We start from the raw sequence: 23,741 nt of genomic DNA on the forward strand, positions 1-23,741 counted from the left end.
GATGCAGCGGCTTATGAAACTGCGATGGGCATTAGCAGTTGTTTGGGTCGTTCTATTCGTTGCAGCTGTTGCATTTAAGCCCGATATGGACGCTTTGATCAGAGAAAAAGGACAACCGAAAATCCCGCAAGAGTATTCCTCCATCCAATCGGTTTCTTTATTGAAACAATTGAATCAAACGCCTTCGGACGTCAAGCCGATGGATATCGTTGTCGTATTTCATGAAGATGAACAACTGTCGTCCGACCAGATGACGCATATTCAACAGCAAATCGCTGACTTGGGGAAGAAATCCAGTGAACTGGGGATTGTCAAATTCACGGACCCGTTTGCGAATGCCCAAGTCAAGTCCCAGCTTATTGCCAAAGACGGGACGACTGTGATGCTTCCGCTTACCCTTAATAAAAATAATAAAACGGTAACGGAATTAACGGAAGGGCTTCAGCAGCAATTGCACGACAGCAAGGTGCAAACCTATGTCACCGGGAACGATCGAATTACCGAAGACCAAATTTTGACGAGTCAAGCCGGAGTCAAGAAAACAGAGATGATCACCGTCATCTTTATTATTGCTATTTTGATCCTGGTGTTTCGCTCTCCAGTCACGCCGATTCTGTCTCTGCTTATCGTGGGCATAACCTATGTGATCTCGCTAAGCGCAGTAACCAGCTTAGTCGATACGCTGGGTTTCCCTTTTGCCACAACGACGCAGACGTTTCTCCTCCTTGTCTTGTTCGGCATCGGAACCGATTATAATATTTTATTGCTAAGCCGGTTCAAAGAGGAGCTGCGCGAGGGGCATGGGGTCTTGGAAGCGATCGCGGCAACTTATCGCACAGCGGGGAAAACCGTATTGTACAGCGGGATTGCCGTGCTGATCGGGTTCAGTATTTTAGGACTGGCCAAGTTCTCGATTTACCAATCCGCCGTAGCGGTAGCCGTTGGCGTTGCCCTATTAATGCTTGTTTTATTTACGCTGCTGCCCGTGTGCATGTTATGGACGGGGAACATTTTATTCTGGCCGGCGAAACGACAAACCGGTCATGGCGATAATAAGCTGTGGAAGCTAACGGGGACTTTCTCTATATCCAGACCGATTGTGTCGCTTGTAATTGTCGGGTTGCTGACGATTCCTTTCCTATTGTCATATAAGGGAGAGCTATCCTTTAACAGTACGAAAGAAGTAGCGGATTCTTATGAATCGATCCAGGGGCTAAACCTTCTATCCGATAAATTTACACCCGGAAAAGCAATGCCTTCTACAGTCGTAATTTCAACAGACGAGCGGATGGATTCCAAGGATCGATTGGCTGTAATCGACCGGGTATCCGAAGCTATCTCCATTATACAAGGTGTGGAAAAGGTTTATGGTCCGACGAGGTCGAAAGGCGATAAAATGAACGGATTTCCCGATTTGAAAGGGAAGGAGTTCCAGGCCGTGCTTAATGCCTACATGTCGGAAGATCGACGGAGCTTCAAGCTGACTGTCGAGCTGGCTGTAGACCCCTACTCTGCGGAAGCCATGGATGTTATCGGACAGATTCAAGCCGAGGCTGAAAAACAATTGCGAACAAGCGGGATCGAATCATTTTCAGCGGGGATTGGCGGAGTATCGTCTACGAATAAAGATTTGCGCCAAATTTCGAATGAGGATTTCCAGCGCTCGGTTTATCTCATGCTTATCGGGATTTTTGCGATTCTCCTATATATCTTAAGATCCTTCTGGATTCCCCTCTACATCATTTTATCGCTTGTTTTGTCTTATTTTACGGCTTTATCCGTTACGGAAACCGTCGCTGTAAATGTGTTCGGCGCCGACGGGCTAAGCTGGACGGCCCCTTTCTTCTCTTTTATCATGATTATGGCCTTGGGAGTCGATTACAGCATATTCTTGATGATGCGGTATAAAGAGTATTCCGCTATGTCACCCGTGGAAGCTGTGCTGCAGGCATTAAAGCGAATAGGAGGCGTGGTCATTTCCGCAGCCGTAATCCTATCCGGAACGTTTGCGGCAATGTATCCGGCAGGCGTCCCTTCATTGATTCAGATTGCAACCATCGTCATTGTCGGCCTTGCATTATTGACTTTCCTGATGCTGCCCCTGTTCATTCCGGCGCTTATGTCTTTACAGGCCAAGTTGATGCGGTCTGGCGATAGGGAGATGACGATACGATGAGAAGCGGCTGGAGAAGAGGAATCGTTGTTTATTTGACAGTAGCGCTGCTGCTTGCGCAACCGGCGGTGTTTCCCCCGGCGGCACAGGCTGCAACGTTCGCCGGAGGCAGCGGAACGGCGGGCGATCCGTATGTCATCGTGACGGTGGACCAACTGCAAGCGATGAATGAAGATTTGAGCGCGCATTACGTGCTAGGCGCGGATATTGACGCCAGCGTCACAAGCACATGGAATAGCGGCGCGGGCTTTGTGCCCATCGGTTCGTTATCGACTAACTTTACGGGCGTGTTCGACGGCGGCGGCAACAGTATTAGCAATCTGTTCATCCATCAGGCCAATGGTTCGGGCGGTGGCGGTCTGTTTGGCGTCAGTAAGGGCACGTTGCGCAATGTCGATCTGCTTGGAGGCAGCGTCTCGACCACGAATGGCTACAGCATCGGTAGCCTTGCCGGTATGATAACGGGCGGGACGGTCGAGAGCGTCAGTTCCAGTATGACAGTGAGCGGAAAAATCTATGTCGGCGGCCTATTCGGTACGGTAGAAGATGCGACCATTTCCAATGCCCACGCTTCCGGCACAGTCACAGCAACAAACAATGCGGGCGGCCTAGCAGGCGAAGTCTACACCAGCACCTTCGACACGGTCTCGGCGCAGGGCAGCGTAACGGCCGGCGCCCAATATGCCGGCGGCTTGATCGGGTATGCCGGGAATGTCAGCATCGATAATGGCTGGGCCGGCGGCGACGTTACGGCTTCCGCACATGTCGGCGGCCTGATTGGCTATATCGAGAACAACGGCGATAATGAGATCACCCATGCTTATGCGACGGGTGATGTGATCGGCAGAGCTTATGTCGGCGGATTGATCGGCGATAACACCGCCACCTCGCTGGATCAAGTTCATGCCACCGGGGCGATCAGCACCCAGACAAACGGCAGTGTGGATCGCACCTATATCGGAGGATTGGTCGGGCGCAATCTCGACGCCGACATCTCCAATAGCTACGCAACGTCTTCGATTACGCTCGATTCACCGGCCAATGTCAGCAATGTTGGCGGTCTCGTGGGGTATAATTACGCCAGTGCCATCTCCGACTCTTATGCCACCGGTGCGGTGAGCATCCATTCGGCCCCCGGAATGACGGTTCTCTACGTCGGCGGACTGGTCGGCTATGCCGATGTCCATACATCTTCGGGCGTGGCAACGACATTGACTCGCGTGCAAGCCGGCGGCGCGATCATGGTGACTTCTGGAGATGATGCCCAATACATCGGCGGACTGGTCGGCTACGCTAACACCGGCACGATGTCCGATGCCCATGCCACTGGAGCCATCACGGTCAGTTCGCCCACAGATGCCGGATATTTGACGCAATATATCGGCGGCCTGATTGGCTACAGCGCAAGCGAGACGGTCTCGAATATTTCAGCCACCGGCACTGTTTCGGTCACAGGCAACCGCGTCACCTCCGCCCCGACCGGGAATATCCGCTATGCTGGCGGCTTGATCGGATACAGCACGGGTGACACGATATCGAACGCGAGGGCCAGCGGCGACGTGACCAGCAATGGTGCCTTTGTTGGTGGGCTCATCGGTTATTTCGATGCAGGCAATCTGACCGACGTCAGCGCATCCGGAACGGTTGCCAGCACTGGTACGACGTTCAGCACAGGTGGCCATGTCGGTGGGCTGTTGGGATACGTTTATTCCAGTGCCACCATCACCAATGCGCAAGCCACGGGCGTGTCCGTCAGCGGCTATTCCCGTGTTGGCGGTTTGATCGGCACCTGGGAAACGAACGGCACGCTGGCCTCCGCCGAGGCCTGGGGCGCTGTCACTGCCAGCAACAGCTATGCTGGCGGCTTGATCGGAGCGTGGGGAGGCACTAGCATCACCAATGCTGCTGCTCACGGTGATGTGAGTGGCGCTGGCGCTGCTGGCAAGATCGGTGGGCTAGTCGGGTGGGCCTTTGGCCCAAACATCGACAATGTCTATGCCGATGGTAATGTCAGTTCGACCAGCGGTGACGATACCGGCGGCCTGATCGGCAGAAATGAAACCAACGTCAGCAATGCCTATGCCATGGGCACTGTGCAGGGTACGGGCAACAATGTCGGCGGGCTGGTCGGCAGCAATTGGGGTGACCTGACCAATGTCTATGCCACCGGCGCCGTCACCGGCAGCAGCAGCGCTACGACCGGGGGGCTGCTGGGATACAACAATGCTGGCGTGGTAAACACCAGCTTCTGGAATACGGATACCACCGGGCTGGCCGCAGGATATGGCTCAGGTTCCGGCACATTCAGTGCTACTGGCCTGACCACGGCTCAGATGATTAATCCCTTCAATTTCATCGATGAGGGCTGGGATTTCATCGGTATCTGGGGCATTCATGCTGGCATCAACAACGGCTATCCCCATTTCATACCACCTTACTCCGTGATATACAGCGGCAATGGAAGCACGGGGGGAACTGCGCCGGTGGACAATCAGGTATATCAGGCTAGCGACACGGCAACCGGGGCGGGCAGCGGGGATTTGGAGAAGACGGGTTATTCGTTTACCGGATGGAATACGAAGGCGGACGGCACCGGGATTTATAGCTATTTCGCAGGCGCGACGATTCCGCTGGGCGCAGCCAATGTGATCTTGTATGCGCAGTGGACGGACACGGCCGCGCCGACGGAAAGCGTCAACGGCGGAGCGATCACGCCTTCGGGGCTGAGCGCCACGGGTGTTAAGCTGAACTGGACGAAGGCAACGGATAACGTTAGCACGCAGAGCGCGTTGCAGTATTTGGTGTATCGCTCCAGCAGCAACAACATAGACACGGTGAGCAATATCGAAGCGAACGGAACGGCGATCGGCAGCTATGCGGCGGATATCGCGACGTTGAACGTGACGGGTTTGACGTCGGGCACGACGTACTACTTCAACGTCATCGTGAAGGATGAGGCGGGCAATAAGAGCGCCTATGCGATGGTATCGGTGACGACCATGGCAGCGCCGGACACGACCGCGCCGACGGAAAGCGTCAACGGCGGTGCGATTACGACATCGGGACTGAGCGCCACGAGCGTTACGCTGAACTGGACGAAAGCGACGGACAATGTCAGCGCGCAGAGCGCTTTGCAGTATCTGGTTTACCAGTCTTCGAGCAACAACATCGACACCGTGAGCAATATCGAAGCGAACGGAACGGCGATCGGCGGCTATGCGGCGGATATCGCGACGTTGAACGTGACGGGTTTGACGTCGGGCACGACGTACTACTTCAACGTTATTGTGAAGGACGGGGCGGGGAACAAGAGCGCCTACACTATGAAATCCGTAACAACCGTGACCGCGCTGGACACGACTGCGCCGACGGAGAGTGTGAACAGTGGAGCGATTACGACATCGGGACTGAACGCCACGGGCGTTACGTTGAACTGGACGAAAGCGACGGACAATGTCAGCGCGCAGAGCGCGTTGCAGTATCGGGTTTACCGGTCTTCGAGCAACAACATCGACACCGTGAGCAATATCGAAGCAAACGGAACGGCGATCGGTAGCTATGCAGCGGATATCGCGACGTTGAACGTGACGGGTTTGACGCCGGGCACAACATACTACTTCAACGTTATCGTGAAGGACGAGGCGGGGAACAAGAGCGCCTACTCGGTGGCATCGGTGACGACCATGGCCGCGCCGGACACGACTGCGCCGACGGAAAGCGTGACCGGCGGAGCGATCACGCCTTCGGGTCTGAGCGACACGGGTGTTACGCTGAACTGGACGAAGGCGACGGATAACGCGAGCGCGCAGAGCGCGTTGCAATATTTGGTGTATCGTGCCAGCAGCAACAACATCGACACCGTGAGCAACATAGAAGCGAACGGCACAGCGATCGGCAGCTTTTCGGCGGACATCGCGACGCTGAATGTGATGGGCCTGACAGCAAGCACGACGTACTACTTCAACGTCATCGTGAAGGACGAGGCGGGGAACAAGAGCGCCTACTCGGTGGCATCGGTGACGACCATGGCCGCGCTGGACACGACTGCGCCGACGGAAAGCGTGAACAGCGGAGCGATTACGACATCGGGACTGAGCGCCACGGGTGTTAAGCTGAACTGGACGAAGGCAACGGATAACGTTAGCGCGCAGAGCGCTTTGCAGTATCTGGTTTACCGGTCTTCGAGCAGCAACATCGACACGGTGAGCAATATCGAAGCGAACGGAACGGCGATCGGCAGCTATGCAGCGGATATCGCGACGTTGAACGTGACGGGTTTGACGTCGGGCACGACATACTACTTCAACGTCATCGTGAAGGATGAGGCGGGCAACAAGAGCGCCTATGCGAAGGTATCGGTGACGACCATGGCCGCGCCGGACACGACTGCGCCGACGGAAAGCGTAAACAGCGGAGCGATTACGACATCGGGACTGAGCGACACGGGCGTTACGCTGAACTGGACGAAAGCGACGGACAATGTCAGCGCGCAGAGCGCTTTGCAGTATCTGGTTTACCGGTCTTCGAGCAACAACATCGACACGGTGAGCAACATCGAAGCGAACGGCACGGCGGTCGGCAGCTTTTCGGCGGACATCGCGACGCTGAATGTGACGGGCCTGACAGCAAGCACGACATACTATTTCAACGTCATCGTGAAGGATGAGGCGGGGAACGAGAGCGCCTATGCGATGGTATCGGTGACGACCATGGCCGCGCTGGACACGACTGCGCCGACGGAAAGCGTCAACGGCGGAGCGATCACGCCTTCGGGTCTGAGCGCCACTGGCGTTACGTTGAACTGGATGAAAGCGACGGACAATGTCAGCGCGCAGAGCGCTTTGCAGTATCGGGTTTACCGGTCTTCGAGCAACAACATCGACACCGTGAGCAATATCGAAGCAAACGGCACGGCGATCGGCAGCTATGCGGCGGATATCGCGACGCTGAACGGGACGGGTTTGACGTCGGGCACAACGTACTACTTCAACGTCATCGTGAAGGACGAGGCGGGCAATAAGAGTGCCTACACGATGAAATCCGTAACGACTAACGCGCCGCCGGTCATAGCCGCGCCGACTCATCTGACAGCAACGGCGGGCAACGCGCAAGTTTCCTTAAACTGGAACAGTGTGACGGGTGCAATGTACTACAACATTTATCGGGGAACAGCGGTCGGTTCTTACGGAACGACTCCGGTTGCGACGCTAAACGGCGCGACCTACACGCACACCGCAACTGGCTTGACAAACGGCACTACCTATTATTTCGCAGTCAAGGCGGGCAACGCAGACGCAGTCAGCGTTTACTCGAATGAAGCGAGCGCAACCCCGTACGCATTGTCCGGCAATGCGAATTTAAGCGGCTTAACTTTATCGCAAGGAACGCTGAGCCCGACATTTGACCCCAACACGTTAAACTACACGGCAACTGTGGACAATAGCGTGAGTGGCGTGAAAGTAACGCCGACGGCGTCAAGCGTGAGCGCTACGGTGAAGGTAAACGGGACCGTAGTCGCGAGCGGATCGGCATCCGGCGACATCGGCTTGAACGTTGACAGCAACACGATCGGCGTGGAAGTAACGGCGCAGGACGGCGTGACGAAGAAGAAGTACACGGTAACGGTGACGCGCCGGAGCGGTTCGACCGGGACAGTCGGTTCGACCGGGACGGGCGATACGGGCAGCGACGGACCCGGCCAGCCGCAGGACGTTCGCTTGATCGTCAACGGCAAAGCGTTCCCGCAAATCGTCGAAATTGCGGCAACGGCAGAAAACGGTGAATCCGTGCTGACGGTGAAGATGGATGCCGGCAAGTTCATGTCGCTGGTCAATCAAGAGCCGGACAAGGCGCTCATTACGATATCGGTCACTTCACATGCCGGAAAAGTGACGGTCGTACTGACCGGCGACATGGCGAAAGCGATGGCGGACAAACAGAACGTGTTGGAAGTGAAGACGCCGAGCGGCATCTACAGGCTGCCAGCGTCGGAAGTCGCGATGGACAAATGGAAAGAGCAGTTCGGAGACGATATGAAATTGTCGGATATCACGATCCAGGTAGAGATCAAGCCAAGCGGCGCCGACAAAGTGCAATTGACCGAAAACGCGGCGAAACAAAAGGGCTTCGTTCTCGTCTCGCCCCCGGTCGCATTCGCGGTGACGGCGACATACAAAGGCCGGACGGTCAGCATCGACAAGTTCCGCTCGTACGTGGAGCGGGAAATTCCGCTGCCGGACGGTGTCGGGCCGGGCGAGGTGACAACCGCCGTCATCGTTGAGGATGACGGAAGCGTCAGGTATGTGCCGACGCGGATCATGGAACGCGGCGGGAAATATTACGCGGTGGCCAGCAGTATGACGAACAGCGATTACGCGCTGATCCGGAAGCCGGCGTCGTTCGCGGATGCGGCCGGGCATTGGGCGGAGAAGGCGGTGAACGAATTGGCGTCGCGGATGGTGATCGGCGGCGTCGACGGGACGCATTTCCGCCCGAACCAACCGATCACGCGGGCAGAGTTTGCGGCGATCGTCGTACGGGCCCTGGGGCTTGACGACAACGGAACAAGCGCCTCCTTCGAAGATGTGGCGTCCGAAGCATGGTATGCGGGAGGGGTGGCGAAAGCGCAGGAGTATGGCATCGTGAGCGGATATCCGGACGGAACGTTTCATCCGGAGAGGACGATCACGCGGGAGGAAGCAATCGCGATGATCGTTCGGATGATGAAGCTGACGGGAATGAACACAAGTGTAAGCGAGCCGGAAGCGGAAGTTACGCTGACCCTGTTTGCCGACGGGAAATCGGTTGACGGCTGGGCGAAGGAGGCGGTCGCGGCCGCCGTGAAGAGCGGACTGGTGCAGGGCTTCGCAGCGGGGCTGCGACCGAAGAGCGACATCACAAGAGCTGAAACGGCTGCGATCGTCCTGCGGCTGCTGGAGAAAGCCGAGCTCATTGGGTAGGACGAGCGGATCGCGCAAAAAACACCCGAGTTCCTCAACAAAACAGTTGGATCGCCCGGGCGGAGTCATCGCCGCGGGCGACTCCTGCTTGCCGGGATGCGGTGCTTTGAGCGTATCAACTCGTTAATAGTCACTGCAGACCGCTGAGTTGCTAAGTGCATACGGAGATGCGAATAAGGTTCCACAAAATAGTGGGCCATTTTCTTATGGATATGATATTTTGGGAAGAGAAAGCGAGCAGCGGGGGGCATCGTTCCAATGAAACATACCATACTAATCGCAGATGACGACCGGGATATTGTAAGGATGATTGAAAAGGAACTGAAGCGCGAAAACTTTGGCGTACTGTGCGCCTACGACGGAAAACAAGCGCTTGAAATGATGGAGAGCGAACCCGTCGATTTTCTTATTCTCGACGTCATGATGCCGGTAATGGATGGACTTGAAGTATGTCGGCGGTTAGGGAGAGAACGAAATATCCCGGTGCTCATTCTGAGCGCCCGCGACCGCGAGATCGACCGAATTGTCGGACTTGAAATCGGAGCCGACGACTACATGACGAAACCGTTCAGCTTAAATGAACTTATCGCCCGGATAAAAGCGCATTTTCGAAAAATGAGCCGTTTAGAAGAACAATTGCTGCATAAACTGCATGCCGCAACTGCCATAAATGAAGTCATTACTTTGAACGAACAGACTTATGAAGCATTTTTAAGAGGGCAGAAACTGGATATTTCATTTAAGGAATTCCAGCTGCTTTCCTATTTTCAGAGAAACCCCAACCGCATCTTATCCCGGGAACAAATTTATTTTCAGGTGTGGGGAAACGAAGAAGGAGATATCAATACAGTTACCGTACATATTAAAAATTTGCGCAAGAAGTTCGGACAAGATCACGATTTCATCCGAACGGTTTGGGGAGTCGGATATCGATACACTCCTAAGGCGGATTCCCAATGAAACTGAGGTATAAAATCCCGCTGCTATTACTCGTTGTCATGTCCAGTATCGTCTTGGTCGCTTTCGTGTGTTTCAGATATTATTTTGTTCCTCATTTCTTTGAGAGCAATCGACATCTCGATCGGTTGGCGGTGCAGAAAGAACAGGACATCGTGAATAAGCTGAGGCAGTCCTATCCCGATGTTTCTCAAATGATCGCCCACTTGAAAAATGAACCCCGGAGCGGCAATATCTCTTTATCTTCCATTCAAGGAGACAAGCGTACCGAGATTTTCTCCTATGAAGCAGCCAAGAAGAATGAAGTTGCATTCCATTTTCATAAGTCGATTGTGATGAACGACCGTTCGGTATATGAGCTGGATATCGATTATCCTCTGTCCTGGCAGGATTTCAACGTGGACAACCTGAGGGGACAAGTGTATTTGGCGTTAATTCTCTTATTGATTGCAGCAGTTCTCTTGCTGGCGCTTTTTTTCCATCTGTTTATTGCTAAATCCCTATACGACTTGAACCGTTTGGTCGAGGGAATATCCATTCGAAGTCCTGCTCTATTACGCAGCCTCCCGCGGCGGCGCGATGAAATCGGCGAGCTGTACGTCGGCTTTTCCAGGATGGCTGTACGGTTGAGACAAGCTCACGAGGAACAGGTCGAGATGATAGCGGCCATTACCCATGATTTGAAAACACCGTTAACCGTTATTCGGGGTTGCAACGAACGGGTACGGACCCAATCTGAAGCAGACAGAGCCGAATCCGATCAGCTTATCCATCGTAAAATTATTGAAATGTCCAGTTTGTTGAACGACTTTTCCGCTTTTGGCAGCAATGAGCTTGAAATGCATACTTCGGAATTCGCACCCGTTCCTATTCGCCCCTTTTTCGAATCCGTAGCCCGTGAATATGAAAACGAACTGGACGGATTCGGCTATCGGCTTGTTTGGTCTCACAATCTCCCTGATATGAGGATATCGATGAATGAAAAAATGATCCGGCGCGTATTCGCAAATCTCATAAGCAACGCCGTGCGTTATCGTAAGGATGATAGTTTGAAAGTAACATTAGAGGCCGTTATCAAAAAAAAGGAAGTGGAGTTTGTTGTTGGCGATAATGGGGAAGGTTTGTCGAAAGAGGAGTGGACTGCTATCTTTAAGAGGTTTTACAGAGTGGAGAAATCCCGGCAGAGACAGCATGGAGGAACGGGGCTGGGATTAGCGATATGCCGCACGATCGTGGAACGGCATGGCGGAACGATCATCGCGAATCGATCCTCTTTGGGAGGGCTTGAGATTCGATTTACCATAGAAATGATTAAATAGGGCAGGAAATTGGAAGAATGGTACGAGGGTCCCTTCCGACTTTCCCTTTCGACTTTTCGTTGACATCGCCTACCCCCTGTGATAAATTATTTTAGTACACTCAACGTGGTTACTTATGCGCAGGTCTGAATCATCGGCGAAACACCAGGAATTGTTGTCTTGATGACCCGTTATCACGACACAGATCCAAGCTCAGCCTTGGTTCGCCAAGCTGGGGTTTCCGCTGAATGGTTGTATTTTTATGAAGTTATGATCCCGGGAGGTGGAAGGGATGCGGGTGATTATCACTCTAGCTTGTACGAACTGCAAGCATCGGAACTATACGTCGAGCAAGAACAAACGGACGCACGCCGATCGCATCGAGTTGAAGAAGTTCTGCAGATTTTGCAATGAACATACTCCTCATCGCGAAACGCGCTAACTCCTAGGAGGTATGAAAGTGACTTTCCTGGCCAAAATGAAACAAAACTTTGGGTCCTTTTTTTCGTTTTTCAGCGATAGTTGGAACGAATTAAAGAAAGTCCGCTGGCCCAGCCGGAAAGAGCTCGTCAGCTACACGATCATCGTTATCGTGACTGTGCTGCTGGTAACGATCTACTTCTGGGGTCTGGACATCGGTATTTCATCCCTCGTCGATCTAATCATCTGACGTAGGAACCAAAGGTGGCTTTTCCATGGAGAAAAGATGGTATGTAGTACACACGTACTCCGGATACGAGAACAAGGTTAAGGCGAACCTGGAGAAACGCGTAGAGTCTATGGGCATGCAAGACAAAATCTTCCGCGTGCTTGTTCCGATGGAAGAAGAAATCGTCAACAAGGACGGCAAGAAAAAGACGGTTATGCGCAAAGTATATCCCGGCTATGTCCTTGTAGAGATGGTACAGACGGACGATTCTTGGTACGTGGTCCGCAATACTCCGGGCGTAACCGGATTTGTTGGTTCCACTGGATCGGGATCGAAACCGACGGCGCTTCTCCCAGATGAAGTAGAAGGAATTCTAAAGCATATGGGGATGGAAGAGCCGAAGCCGGTTATCGATTTCGAACTCAAGGAAAACGTTCGTGTTAAAGTAGGTCCTTTTGCTAACTTCGTCGGTTCCGTAGAAGAGATTCTCGCCGACAAAAGCAAGCTGAAGGTGCACGTGAACATGTTTGGCAGGGAAACCCCGGTTGAGTTGGATTTCACTCAAGTGGAAAAGATATAAGCTAGCTTATTAAGTAGCTAGGGTTTCTTGAACGAGCGGGAGGGACGGAAGTTCCGCTAGACCGCATTATGGGGCAAGGAGGTGTGCATCATGGCAAAAAAAGTCATCAAATTGGTAAAGCTGCAAGTTAACGCGGGTAAAGCTAACCCTGCGCCGCCGATCGGTCCTGCACTTGGTCAAGCTGGCGTAAATATCATGGCATTCTGTAAAGAGTTCAATGCTCGCACGGCAGACCAAGTGGGATTAATTATTCCGGTCGTTATTTCCGTATTCGAGGATCGCTCCTTTACGTTCGAAACTAAGACGCCACCGGCAGCAGTATTGCTACGCGTCGCAGCGGGAATTCCTAAAGGATCCGGCGAACCGAACAAGAAGAAGGTTGCTACGGTTAAACGCGCGAAAGTACGCGATATCGCCGAGCAAAAAATGCAAGATCTTAACGCGGCTTCCGTAGAAGCGGCTATGCGTATGATCGAAGGTACTGCCCGCAGCATGGGCGTTGTCATCGAAGACTAATCGCTGCCAACGACAGTGGGAGGAGATCCCTGTCGCTCCCGACCGGGAGCGCGGATTGAAACCGTTAAAACCACAAAAGGAGGAGAACAACTTGGCTAAACACGGCAAGAAATATGCAGAGTCCGCTAAGCTGATCGATCGCGATGCAACCTACGAATCTTTGGAAGCCATCACGCTCGTGAAGAAAGCGGCAACGGCTAAATTCGACGAAACGGTCGAAGCGGCTGTCCGTCTCGGCGTCGATCCGAGAAAACAAGATCAAGCAGTTCGCGGCGTAGTCGTCCTGCCTCACGGCACCGGCAAAACGCAACGAGTTCTCGTATTCGCGAAGGGCGATAAGCTGAAAGAAGCTGAAGCTGCCGGTGCGGATTATGTAGGAGACGCAGATCTCATCGCTAAAATCCAACAAGGATGGTTCGAGTTTGACGTTTGCGTCGCGACTCCGGACATGATGAGCGAAGTCGGTAAACTGGGCCGTATTCTCGGGGGTAAAGGTTTGATGCCTAACCCTAAAGCGGGCACTGTAACGAACGACGTTGCAAAAGCCATTGCGGAGATCAAAGCCGGTAAAATCGAATACCGTCTGGACAAGCAAGGACAAATTCACGCTCCGATCGGCAAGGTTTCGTTCGATTCCGAGAAACTCGACGAAAACCTGAAAGCTTTGATCGATGCGCTGAGCCGCGCGAAACCCGCATCTTCCAAAGGGATCTACCTGAAGAACATCTCGATTTCTTCGACGATGGGACCAGGCGCCCGAGTTAATGCCTCCGTTTATCGCTAATCCGGCTGGCCTATTAGGTTCAGAGGACGGTAATAACTGTCTTTGACATCGGCTGACCCGAGTGTTAAGCTGATAAAGTTGAAAAATGAATATGGATACCGTAGACCGTAGGTGCCCAACGCAACCGTTACCCAGCAGCGATCGCTGCGAGTCGGTTGTCGGGAAGGCTTAATTTCCTACCGAGGTGTGTGAATAGAGCTTTTCTCTTTTGCAAAGTGCGACGCATTTTGATAATAAGAGCAAGATCACGTCATGCCTCCGCAGTGTCTGCGGGGGCATTTCTTATGCCTCCGTCGAACTCCGCGGGAGAATATACGGTTAAGCCAAGACTTAGGAGGTGTACACAATGGCAAATGCGAAAATCATTCAGGCAAAACAGCAAGAAGTCGAGGTTATTGCGACGAAGCTGCGTGAAAGCAACTGTACGGTTGTGGCTGACTATCGCGGTCTGAACGTGGCGCAAGTAACCCAACTACGCAAGCTGTTGCGTGAAGCTGGCGTTGAATTCCAAGTGTTGAAAAACTCTTTGGTAAGCCGTGCTGCCGCAAACGCAGAGTTGAGCGAGCTTGATGCCGTACTAACGGGTCCAACCGCTATCGCTTTCGGCAAAGACGTCGTTGCTCCAGCGAAAATTCTCAGCGATTTTGCTAAGAAGAACGATGCTTTGAAAGTTAAAGGCGGCGTTGTAGAAGGACGTTTCGTCGATTCTACGCAAATTAAAGCACTTGCGGAACTTCCTTCCCGCGAAGGTTTGCTCTCCATGTTGCTTAGCGTTCTGCAAGCGCCTGTTCGCAACTTCGCGCTCGCGGTCAAAGCGATCGCCGAGAAGAACGAAGCAAGCGCGTAAACCAAAAGATTGTCAAAAAAAGAAGATCATATGATCTCAAATAATGGAGGATATTCAAATGAGCAAAGAGCAAATCTTAGAAGCCATTAAAGTCATGACTGTTCTTGAACTGAACGATCTGGTTAAAGCAATCGAAGAAGAATTTGGTGTTACTGCAGCAGCTCCAGTAGCAGCAGGCGGCGCGGTTGCCGTTGCTGAAGTTGAAGAGCAATCCGAGTTCGATGTTGTACTTGTTGAAGCTGGCGCTTCCAAAATCAACGTTATCAAAGCCGTTCGCGAAATCACGGGTCTTGGCCTGAAAGAAGCGAAAGACCTTGTTGACAACGCACCAAAAGCTATCAAAGAAAAAGTAGCCAAAGAAGAAGCTGACGCTGTTAAAGCTAAGCTTGAAGAAGCTGGCGCTAAAGTCGAAGTTAAGTAAGAAGCGGATCGTCAAACCCCTTGAAGATTTTCTTCGAGGGGTTTGTTCATGTGTAAACTTGATTATGCTTAGAGTAGGCAGACTATGCCGTAACTGTGGAGGGTCCAAGCCGTGAATGATCATTACTATTCGAATAAGCCGCAGTCGGCTAGCGATCGGCAGGCGTTCGAGACGGTGCTTCGGGGTTTCAACTTTCGATTGACGTCGGATGCGGGCGTGTTTTCGCGGGACGGGGTGGACTATGGCAGTCGGGTGCTCATTGAGCATATGGAAATACCGCACGAGGCGCGAATATTAGACATTGGTTGCGGTTACGGTCCGATCGGATTGACTGCTGCCCGCCTTGCGCCGCAAGGACATGTTACGCTAATCGATATCAATGAAAGGGCGGTCGAACTCTCTAAACATAACGCGGCTGCGAATGCGATTCACAATGTTTCTTTTGCGCAAAGTGATCTTTATGCCGCGGTTGCCGGTGAGGTTTACGACGTTATTCTTTCCAATCCACCCATTCGCGCGGGTAAGGTTGTCGTACACAGCCTATTCGCGGAATCGTGGAAACACCTTATGCCCGGTGGGACGATATGGGTTGTCATTCAGAAAAAACAAGGAGCTCCTTCTGCCAAGGCCAAGCTTGAAGAAATATACGGCGAAGATGCAGTTGTCGAAGTCGGCAAGGATAAAGGATACCGGATATACCGTTGCACTAAAAATGGTGAATAATTTTAGTTTGACTTGACATTTCCGCTGTGGTATTATTAAAAAATGTCAGTATTAGGATGGGCTAATTGTCTTCAACACAATATACCTCTAAGCCTGTTCCTTTACCCGAGAATAAATCCACGTTTGTTGGCGTATAATTTGTTTGTTTTGGGGTAAAGGCAGGATGAGTTGCCATTGTGCCGCCAACCGGCGCATAAGGGCTTTTCTTTATTTTTGTGTTGAAGCAGACTTAAGGGGTGAGGTTAAGTTGGCAGGACATCTTGTTCAGTATGGCCGCCGTGCACGGCGCAGCTACGCCCGCATTAATGAAGTGTTGGAAGTTCCGAACCTGATCGAAATCCAACAACAATCGTATCAGAAGTTTTTGGACGAGGGTTTGCGGGAAATTTTTCAGGATATTTCGCCAATTTCGGATTTCACCGGCAATCTAGTGTTGGAGTTTATCGACTACAGCCTGGGTGAACCGAAATATTCGGTTGACGAAGCGAAAGAACGCGACGTTACCTATGCGGCCCCGCTACGCGTTAAAGTGCGGTTGCTTAACAAAGAAACCGGCGAAGTAAAGGAACAGGAAGTATTTATGGGCGATTTCCCGCTCATGACGGAAACGGGTACTTTCATTATCAATGGCGCGGAACGTGTTATCGTCAGCCAGTTGGTACGCTCCCCAAGTGTCTACTTCAGTACTAAGATAGATAAGAACGGCAAGAAGAACTATACGGCTACGGTCATTCCGAATCGCGGAGCATGGCTGGAGCTTGAGACGGATGCTAAAGACATCATTTACGTACGGATCGACCGCACTCGCAAAATCCCCGTAACGGTACTTCTTCGTTCTTTGGGATTTGGAACCGATGCGGAGATCTTGGATTTGCTCGGACAGGATGATTACATCCGTAATACGCTTGAAAAAGACAACACGGATTCTACCGAGAAAGCGCTGATCGAGATTTACGAGCGCCTTCGCCCGGGAGAGCCGCCAACATTGGAGAACGCACGCAGCTTGTTGATCGCGCGTTTCTTCGATCCGAAGCGTTACGATCTTGCGAATGTTGGACGTTACAAAGTTAATAAGAAGCTGCACATCAAAAACCGTCTGTTTAATCAAAGGCTGGCGGAAACCCTTGTGGATCCATCCACAGGCGAAATTATCGCGGAAGCCGGACAAATGATCGACCGTCGGCTGTTGGATCAAATTCTCCCTATGCTGGAGAAAAACGTTGGATTCAAAAACTATCGCGTAACTGGCGGCGTATATGAAGCTGAAGATATCCCGTTACAATCCGTTAGCATTTACTCTCCGATTGAAGACGGTAAAGTGGTAAAGGTCATTTCCAACGGCATCATCGACAAAACGGTGAAAAATATTACGCCTGCGGATATTATCTCCTCCATCAACTACTTCATGAATTTATTGCAAACGGTCGGGAACACGGACGATATCGATCATCTGGGTAACCGTCGTCTTCGCTCGGTTGGCGAATTGCTGCAAAATCAGTTCCGTATCGGCTTGTCCCGGATGGAAAGAGTCGTGCGGGAGAGAATGTCGATTCAAGATCAGAATGCGATCACGCCTCAGGCGCTGATCAACATTCGTCCTGTTATCGCTGCGATCAAAGAATTTTTCGGTTCATCCCAGCTGTCTCAGTTTATGGATCAGACGAACCCGCTTGCGGAACTTACGCATAAGCGTCGTCTGTCCGCACTTGGACCTGGAGGTTTGACTCGGGAACGCGCGGGCTTCGAAGTTCGTGACGTCCATCACTCCCACTATGGCCGGATGTGTCCGATCGAGACGCCGGAGGGACCGAACATCGGGTTGATCAACTCCTTGTCATCCTTCGCGCGGATTAACGAGTACGGTTTTATCGAAGCTCCTTACCGCAAAGTAGATCCTCATACGAATCGCGTGTCTAACGATATTGTTTACATGACCGCTGATGAAGAGGACAACTATATCATCGCGCAAGCGAACGCTCAATTGAACCCGGACGGTTCATTCAAGGAAGAAAATATTATCGTTCGCTATAACAAGCAGACGGATAATATTCTGACCATGCCAAGCGATCGCGTGGATTATATGGATGTATCCCCTAAGCAGGTTGTATCGGTCGCGACCGCGATGATTCCGTTCCTCGAGAACGATGACTCCAACCGCGCGCTCATGGGTTCCAACATGCAGCGTCAAGCCGTCCCATTGCTCATACCTGAAGCGCCATTCGTCGGCACAGGCATGGAGCATAAGTCTGCAAAAGACTCCGGGGTATGTATTGTGTCCAAATATGACGGATTCATCGAACGAGTTTCTGCCAATGAAATCCAATTGCGTCGCGTAGAGATGATCGAAGGCAAAGAAGTCAAAGGCGACATTGTTAAATACAAGCTGCAAAAATTCATGCGTTCCAACCAAGGAACGTGTATTAACCAAAGACCGCTCGTACGCCGCGGAGATATCATCAAGAAAGGCGATATCATGGCTGACGGACCTTCCACGGATACGGGGGAGCTGGCGCTTGGCCGCAACGTCGTCGTTGCTTTCATGACATGGGAAGGTTACAACTACGAGGATGCGATCTTGCTTTCCGAGAAATTGGTGCGGGAAGACGTCTATACTTCGATTCATATTGAAGAATACGAATCAGAAGCTCGCGATACGAAGCTGGGACCTGAAGAGATCACCCGCGATATTCCGAACGTTGGGGAAGACGCGCTTCGCAATCTTGATGAGCGCGGCATCATCCGCGTCGGTGCGGAAATTAGCGCAGGCGATATTCTCGTTGGTAAAGTTACGCCTAAGGGCGTTACAGAGCTTACGGCGGAAGAACGTTTGCTGCACGCGATCTTCGGTGAGAAAGCTCGTGAAGTCCGCGATACTTCCTTGCGCGTACCGCACGGTACGGACGGAATCGTCGTCGACGTTAAAGTGTTTACCCGCGAGAACGGCGATGAGCTGCCTCCTGGCGTAAACCAACTGGTTCGTGCCTATATCGCGCAAAAACGGAAAATTTCCGAAGGCGATAAAATGGCCGGACGCCATGGCAACAAAGGGGTTATCGCCCGTATTTTGCCGGAAGAAGACATGCCGTTCCTACCGGACGGTACTCCCGTGCAAGTCGTGCTTAACCCGCTCGGCGTACCTTCGCGGATGAACATCGGTCAAGTACTGGAAGTTCACTTAGGTATGGCTTGTAAGCTTCTCGGCATTCACTCCGCTACGCCGGTATTCGATGGAGCGCGTGAAACGGATGTCTTCGATGCTATGGAAGAAGCCGGCATGAAACGTAATGGCAAATGGCAGCTGCGTGACGGACGTTCGGGAGAATTGTTCGAACGTGAAGTTACAGTCGGCGTCATGTACATGATCAAACTAGCGCATATGGTCGACGACAAAATCCATGCCCGTTCTACGGGTCCTTACTCTCTCGTTACGCAACAGCCTCTGGGTGGTAAAGCTCAGTTCGGGGGCCAACGTTTCGGGGAGATGGAAGTTTGGGCACTCGAGGCTTATGGTGCTGCCTATACGCTGCAAGAAATCTTAACCGTCAAATCCGATGATGTCGTCGGGCGCGTCAAAACCTACGAATCGATTGTCAAGGGCGAGAATGTTCCTGAGCCTGGCGTTCCTGAGTCGTTCAAGGTATTGATCAAGGAACTCCAAAGTCTCGGAATGGATGTTAAGATCTTGTCCGGTGACGAGCAGGAAATCGAAATGAAGGAAATGGACGACGAAGACGATGCCGCTGGTGATAAGCTGAACCTTAATCTTGAGGGCTCAGAAGTCGGTGTTGAATAATGCGGTTGGAAGAGCGCAGCGCAAGCTGCGGTACTCGGGCGCATGACGCCGGGCCTTCGGGGCCGTCGTTAAGATCTGAAATCTTAGCAACGATGAAGGAGGGCTTGCTCCTTGTTAGACGTCAATAACTTTGAGTTCATGAAAATCGGGTTGGCTTCCCCGGATAAAATCCGGTCTTGGTCGCGAGGCGAAGTTAAAAAGCCGGAAACGATTAATTACCGTACGTTGAAGCCGGAAAAAGAAGGCTTGTTCTGCGAGAAAATTTTCGGTCCAACCAAAGACTGGGAATGTCATTGCGGCAAATACAAACGCGTTCGTTACAAAGGCGTCGTCTGCGATCGTTGCGGCGTTGAAGTTACACGCGCGAAAGTTCGCCGTGAACGGATGGGGCATATCGAATTGGCCGCTCCGGTTTCGCATATTTGGTACTTCAAAGGAATTCCAAGCCGTATGGGCCTTGCGCTCGATATGTCGCCCCGTTCCTTGGAAGAGATTATATATTTCGCTTCCTACGTAGTAACGGATCCAGGCGATACGCCTCTCGAGAAGAAACAATTGCTCTCCGAGAAAGAATACCGCAGCTATCGGGAGAAATACGGTTATGCGTTCCATGCTGGCATGGGCGCGGAAGCCGTCAAACGGTTGCTTCAGGATATTGACCTTGACCGTGAGCTAGAGACGCTTAAGGAAGATCTGCGCACCGCTCAAGGCCAACGCCGCAACCGCGCGATTAAACGTCTCGAGGTTGTAGAATCTTTCCGCAACTCCGGCAACTTGCCGGATTGGATGATTCTTGACGTACTGCCTGTCATTCCTCCGGAGCTTCGTCCGATGGTTCAACTGGATGGCGGCCGGTTTGCAACGAGCGACTTGAATGATTTGTACCGCCGCGTTATTAACCGGAACAATCGTTTGAAACGTTTGCTGGATCTTGGAGCCCCCGATATCATCGTGCAGAACGAGAAACGGATGCTTCAGGAAGCGGTAGATGCTTTGATCGACAACGGCCGCCGCGGTCGTCCGGTTACGGGACCTGGCAATCGTCCTTTGAAATCTTTGAGCCACATGCTCAAAGGTAAGCAAGGTCGTTTCCGTCAGAACTTGCTCGGTAAGCGCGTCGACTATTCCGGACGTTCGGTTATCGTTGTTGGACCAAGCTTGAAAATGTTCCAATGCGGACTTCCTAAAGAAATGGCTTTGGAACTATTCAAGCCATTCGTTATGAAGGAGCTTGTGTTGAAGGGCCTGGCCCACAACATTAAGAGCGCCAAACGCAAAGTCGAGCGTGTCAGCCCGGAAGTTTGGGACGTGCTTGAGGAAGTCATCAAGGAACATCCGGTGCTGCTCAACCGTGCGCCTACGCTTCACAGATTAGGTATCCAAGCGTTCGAACCGATCCTTGTCGAAGGGCGCGCCATCAAGCTTCACCCGCTCGTCTGTACGGCATATAATGCCGACTTTGACGGTGACCAAATGGCGGTTCACGTTCCGTTGTCCGCTGAAGCTCAAGCGGAAGCTCGTTTGCTCATGCTTGCTTCGGGCAACATCTTGAACCCTAAAGACGGTAAGCCGGTTGTTACTCCATCCCAGGATATGGTTCTAGGTTGCTTCTACCTGACAATGGATAACAATCAATCTTATGGTTCCGGTCTTCGCTTTGCGGACGTTAATGAAGCGATTTCTGCATACCAACGCGGAGTAACGGGCATTTCCTTGCATGCTCGCGTTGTCATCCCGGTTAAGGAGCTCAAGAAAAAGACTTTTACACCGGAACAGCAGGAAGCTCTAATCGTCACGACGATCGGCAAGATCATATTCAACGAGATTTTCCCGGATACGTTCCCGTATATCAATGAAGCGACTAAGCAGAACTTGGTTAAAGGAACGCCAGACAAATATTTTATCTACGAGAAGGGCGCGGATATCAGCAAGTTCATTAATGATCCTGCTATACCTGGCGCTGTAGGCAAAGAATATTTGGGGAATATCATCGGAGAATGTTTTAGAATCTACCACACGACCAAAACATCGGTCATTCTCGATAACATTAAGCAGCTAGGATTTACGTATTCGACTCGCGCAGGGATCACGATCGGCGTATCCGACGTTATCGTGCCTCAAGAGAAGGATCAAATCCTGCAAAAGTCCGAGGAGCGCGTTAATGTCGTATCTACGCAATATCGCCGCGGTTTGATTACGAACGAAGAGCGTCGCGACCGCGTTATCGAGATCTGGAGCAAAACGAAGGACGAAATCACGGATATTCTGATGAAATCGATGGATCGATACAACAACATCATGTTGATGGTCGACTCCAAAGCACGGGGTAACAAATCGCAAATCACCCAATTGGGCGGTATGCGCGGTCTAATGGCCAACCCGTCCGGTCGAATCATCGAATTGCCGATCAAATCGAACTTCCGCGAAGGTCTGACTGTTCTAGAGTACTTTATCTCCACTCACGGAGCGCGGAAAGGTCTAGCCGATACAGCGCTTCGTACGGCCGATTCCGGTTACTTGACTCGTCGTCTCGTTGACGTAGCTCAAGACGTAATCGTTCGCGAGGATGATTGCGGAACGGATAAAGGGATTTCCGTTTCCCGGATCGAAGACGGCAAAGAAGTCATCGAGGATCTGTTCGATCGCATCGAAGGCCGTTACGCGTTCGCGACGATTCGCAATCCGGAGGATGGCGAAATCATCGTAAACCGCAATGAGCTCATCGATACGCCTAAAGCGGAAGAAATCGTCCGTGTAGGCATCAAGCAAGTTCAGATTAGATCCGTGCTTAGCTGCCGTGCGCGTCATGGCGTCTGTAAGCTTTGTTATGGACGCAACCTGGCAACCGGCAAAAAAGTCGAAATCGGCGAAGCTGTCGGTATCATTGCCGCTCAGTCCATCGGGGAGCCTGGAACGCAGCTCACGATGCGTACGTTCCATACCGGGGGCGTTGCAGGGGATGATATCACTCAAGGTCTACCGCGGATTCAAGAGCTCTTCGAAGCCCGGAATCCGAAAGGCCAAGCGATTATTTCCGAGCTGGACGGCGTAGTTAAAGAAATTCGCGAAACGAAGGATCGCCGTGAAATCGAATTGCAGGGCGGAGCCGAGTCCAAGATTTATCCTGTAAGCTATGGCTCACGCATTCGCGTCACTCAAGGACAGCAGGTTGAAGCTGGAGATGAATTGACAGACGGTTCCATCGATCCTAAAGAAATGCTTCGCATTAAAGGTATTCGCGGTGTTCAGAACTACATCTTGCAAGAAGTTCAGCGCGTATACCGTAACCAAGGTGTTGAAATCAACGACAAACACATCGAAGTTATGATCAAGCAGATGCTTCGCAAAATCCGCATCGTTGATCCGGGCGACACGATTCTTCTTCCGGGTGCTTTCGTGGATCTTCACGAATATGAAGCAGCCAACCGCGAAGCGATTCTCGCAGATAAAGAACCGGCCGTTGCTCGTCCGGTATTGCTCGGGATTACGAAAGCTTCGCTTGAGACGGATTCGTTCCTCTCGGCGGCGTCTTTCCAAGAGACGACTCGCGTTCTGACCGATGCTGCCATCAAAGGCAAAGTCGACAGATTGCTTGGCCTCAAGGAGAACGTCATTATCGGGAAACTCATTCCGGCAGGTACGGGAATGGCTCGTTACCGCAATATTCGCGTCGTTTCGCCATTTGACGAACCGACAGACGAAGCGGCTGAACTCGAACCGGTAGGCGTAGAATAAGCTTAGTTAACTCTTCAGTTATGCGCAGGCGGGTACCGGCAACGGTACTCGCTTTTTTATACTCGCATATCAAAAACCACGTCGCAAAGTTCTTGACACACCTAAATCGAAGTGATAATATATCCTAGTGTGTGCCAGACGTGCGTCAAACTGACGTACATCGATACCATGCGTAACCTAAGCAAAGCGTGCGACATTGGAGTCGGAACGGCAATTGCCGTGACCGTTGAGGAATAAGATTGTTGGGTTTGATACGGTGTTTCAGCTGAGGAAATGTGATTTTCATGGTTGAGTTAGCCGGTCGGG

General features: G+C 51.9%; 14 protein-coding genes and 1 other annotated feature. All 14 genes read left to right on the forward strand.

What is annotated here, in order from left to right:
* Nucleotide 1: 1 nt before the first annotated feature.
* Complete coding sequence (locus K7P76_RS31635) at nucleotides 2-2,176, forward strand: MMPL family transporter (RefSeq protein ID WP_232190096.1); 2,175 nt, start codon at nucleotides 2-4, stop codon at nucleotides 2,174-2,176.
* Nucleotides 2,173-9,132 (forward strand): GLUG motif-containing protein, encoded by a 6,960-nt coding sequence (locus K7P76_RS31640; protein ID WP_232190097.1) that lies wholly within the window; start codon nucleotides 2,173-2,175, stop codon nucleotides 9,130-9,132. Before K7P76_RS31635 ends, K7P76_RS31640 begins: the two co-directional genes overlap by 4 nt.
* Nucleotides 9,133-9,390: 258 nt before the next feature.
* Nucleotides 9,391-10,092: a response regulator transcription factor gene (locus tag K7P76_RS31645; protein ID WP_232190098.1), complete on the forward strand. Its 702-nt coding sequence runs from the start codon at nucleotides 9,391-9,393 to the stop codon at nucleotides 10,090-10,092.
* Nucleotides 10,089-11,408 (forward strand): sensor histidine kinase, encoded by a 1,320-nt coding sequence (locus K7P76_RS31650; protein WP_232190099.1) that lies wholly within the window; start codon nucleotides 10,089-10,091, stop codon nucleotides 11,406-11,408. The genes K7P76_RS31645 and K7P76_RS31650 overlap by 4 nt, the downstream gene beginning before the upstream one ends.
* A 271-nt stretch (nucleotides 11,409-11,679) precedes the next feature.
* A complete protein-coding gene (gene rpmG / locus K7P76_RS31655; protein ID WP_120979940.1) occupies nucleotides 11,680-11,829 on the forward strand; it encodes a 50S ribosomal protein L33 in 150 nt (49 codons plus the stop codon).
* Nucleotides 11,830-11,847: 18 nt separating this feature from the next.
* On the forward strand, nucleotides 11,848-12,057 hold the full coding sequence (gene secE / locus K7P76_RS31660) for a preprotein translocase subunit SecE (RefSeq protein ID WP_232190147.1): 210 nt from the start codon (nucleotides 11,848-11,850) through the stop codon (nucleotides 12,055-12,057).
* 25 nt (nucleotides 12,058-12,082) lie between these two features.
* Nucleotides 12,083-12,616, forward strand: coding sequence for a transcription termination/antitermination protein NusG (gene nusG / locus K7P76_RS31665; RefSeq protein WP_232190100.1), 534 nt, complete (start codon nucleotides 12,083-12,085; stop codon nucleotides 12,614-12,616).
* A gap of 90 nt (nucleotides 12,617-12,706) precedes the next feature.
* On the forward strand, nucleotides 12,707-13,132 hold the full coding sequence (rplK, locus tag K7P76_RS31670) for a 50S ribosomal protein L11 (protein ID WP_115995297.1): 426 nt from the start codon (nucleotides 12,707-12,709) through the stop codon (nucleotides 13,130-13,132).
* Nucleotides 13,133-13,223: 91 nt separating this feature from the next.
* Complete coding sequence (rplA, locus tag K7P76_RS31675) at nucleotides 13,224-13,916, forward strand: 50S ribosomal protein L1 (protein WP_232190101.1); 693 nt, start codon at nucleotides 13,224-13,226, stop codon at nucleotides 13,914-13,916.
* A gap of 80 nt (nucleotides 13,917-13,996) precedes the next feature.
* Nucleotides 13,997-14,208 (forward strand) — a sequence feature (ribosomal protein L10 leader region).
* A 54-nt stretch (nucleotides 14,209-14,262) separates the two neighbouring features.
* Nucleotides 14,263-14,763: a 50S ribosomal protein L10 gene (rplJ, locus tag K7P76_RS31680; protein WP_232190102.1), complete on the forward strand. Its 501-nt coding sequence runs from the start codon at nucleotides 14,263-14,265 to the stop codon at nucleotides 14,761-14,763.
* A gap of 58 nt (nucleotides 14,764-14,821) precedes the next feature.
* The gene (gene rplL, locus K7P76_RS31685; RefSeq protein WP_232190103.1) at nucleotides 14,822-15,184 is read left to right on the forward strand and encodes a 50S ribosomal protein L7/L12; all 363 of its coding nucleotides are present in this window, start codon (nucleotides 14,822-14,824) and stop codon (nucleotides 15,182-15,184) included.
* Nucleotides 15,185-15,295: 111 nt separating this feature from the next.
* Nucleotides 15,296-15,907: a class I SAM-dependent methyltransferase gene (locus K7P76_RS31690; RefSeq protein WP_232190104.1), complete on the forward strand. Its 612-nt coding sequence runs from the start codon at nucleotides 15,296-15,298 to the stop codon at nucleotides 15,905-15,907.
* A gap of 247 nt (nucleotides 15,908-16,154) precedes the next feature.
* Nucleotides 16,155-19,700, forward strand: a complete 3,546-nt coding sequence (gene rpoB / locus K7P76_RS31695) for a DNA-directed RNA polymerase subunit beta (RefSeq protein WP_232190105.1) — start codon at nucleotides 16,155-16,157, stop codon at nucleotides 19,698-19,700.
* 111 nt (nucleotides 19,701-19,811) lie between these two features.
* Nucleotides 19,812-23,435, forward strand: coding sequence for a DNA-directed RNA polymerase subunit beta' (gene rpoC, locus K7P76_RS31700; protein ID WP_232190106.1), 3,624 nt, complete (start codon nucleotides 19,812-19,814; stop codon nucleotides 23,433-23,435).
* The last annotated feature ends 306 nt before the right edge of the window (nucleotides 23,436-23,741 follow it).

Source organism: Cohnella silvisoli (genome assembly GCF_021190915.1).
Classification (GTDB): domain Bacteria; phylum Bacillota; class Bacilli; order Paenibacillales; family Paenibacillaceae; genus Cohnella; species Cohnella silvisoli.

Bases quoted from the DNA above. Each gene is read 5' to 3' on its own strand.
- K7P76_RS31635 (WP_232190096.1), top strand. From the start codon at position 2: ATGCAGCGGCTTATGAAACTGCGATGGGCATTAGCAGTTGTTTGGGTC.
- K7P76_RS31640 (WP_232190097.1), top strand. From the start codon at position 2,173: ATGAGAAGCGGCTGGAGAAGAGGAATCGTTGTTTATTTGACAGTAGCG.
- K7P76_RS31645 (WP_232190098.1), top strand. From the start codon at position 9,391: ATGAAACATACCATACTAATCGCAGATGACGACCGGGATATTGTAAGG.
- K7P76_RS31650 (WP_232190099.1), top strand. From the start codon at position 10,089: ATGAAACTGAGGTATAAAATCCCGCTGCTATTACTCGTTGTCATGTCC.
- rpmG (WP_120979940.1), top strand. From the start codon at position 11,680: ATGCGGGTGATTATCACTCTAGCTTGTACGAACTGCAAGCATCGGAAC.
- nusG (WP_232190100.1), top strand. From the start codon at position 12,083: ATGGAGAAAAGATGGTATGTAGTACACACGTACTCCGGATACGAGAAC.
- rplK (WP_115995297.1), top strand. From the start codon at position 12,707: ATGGCAAAAAAAGTCATCAAATTGGTAAAGCTGCAAGTTAACGCGGGT.
- rplJ (WP_232190102.1), top strand. From the start codon at position 14,263: ATGGCAAATGCGAAAATCATTCAGGCAAAACAGCAAGAAGTCGAGGTT.
- rplL (WP_232190103.1), top strand. From the start codon at position 14,822: ATGAGCAAAGAGCAAATCTTAGAAGCCATTAAAGTCATGACTGTTCTT.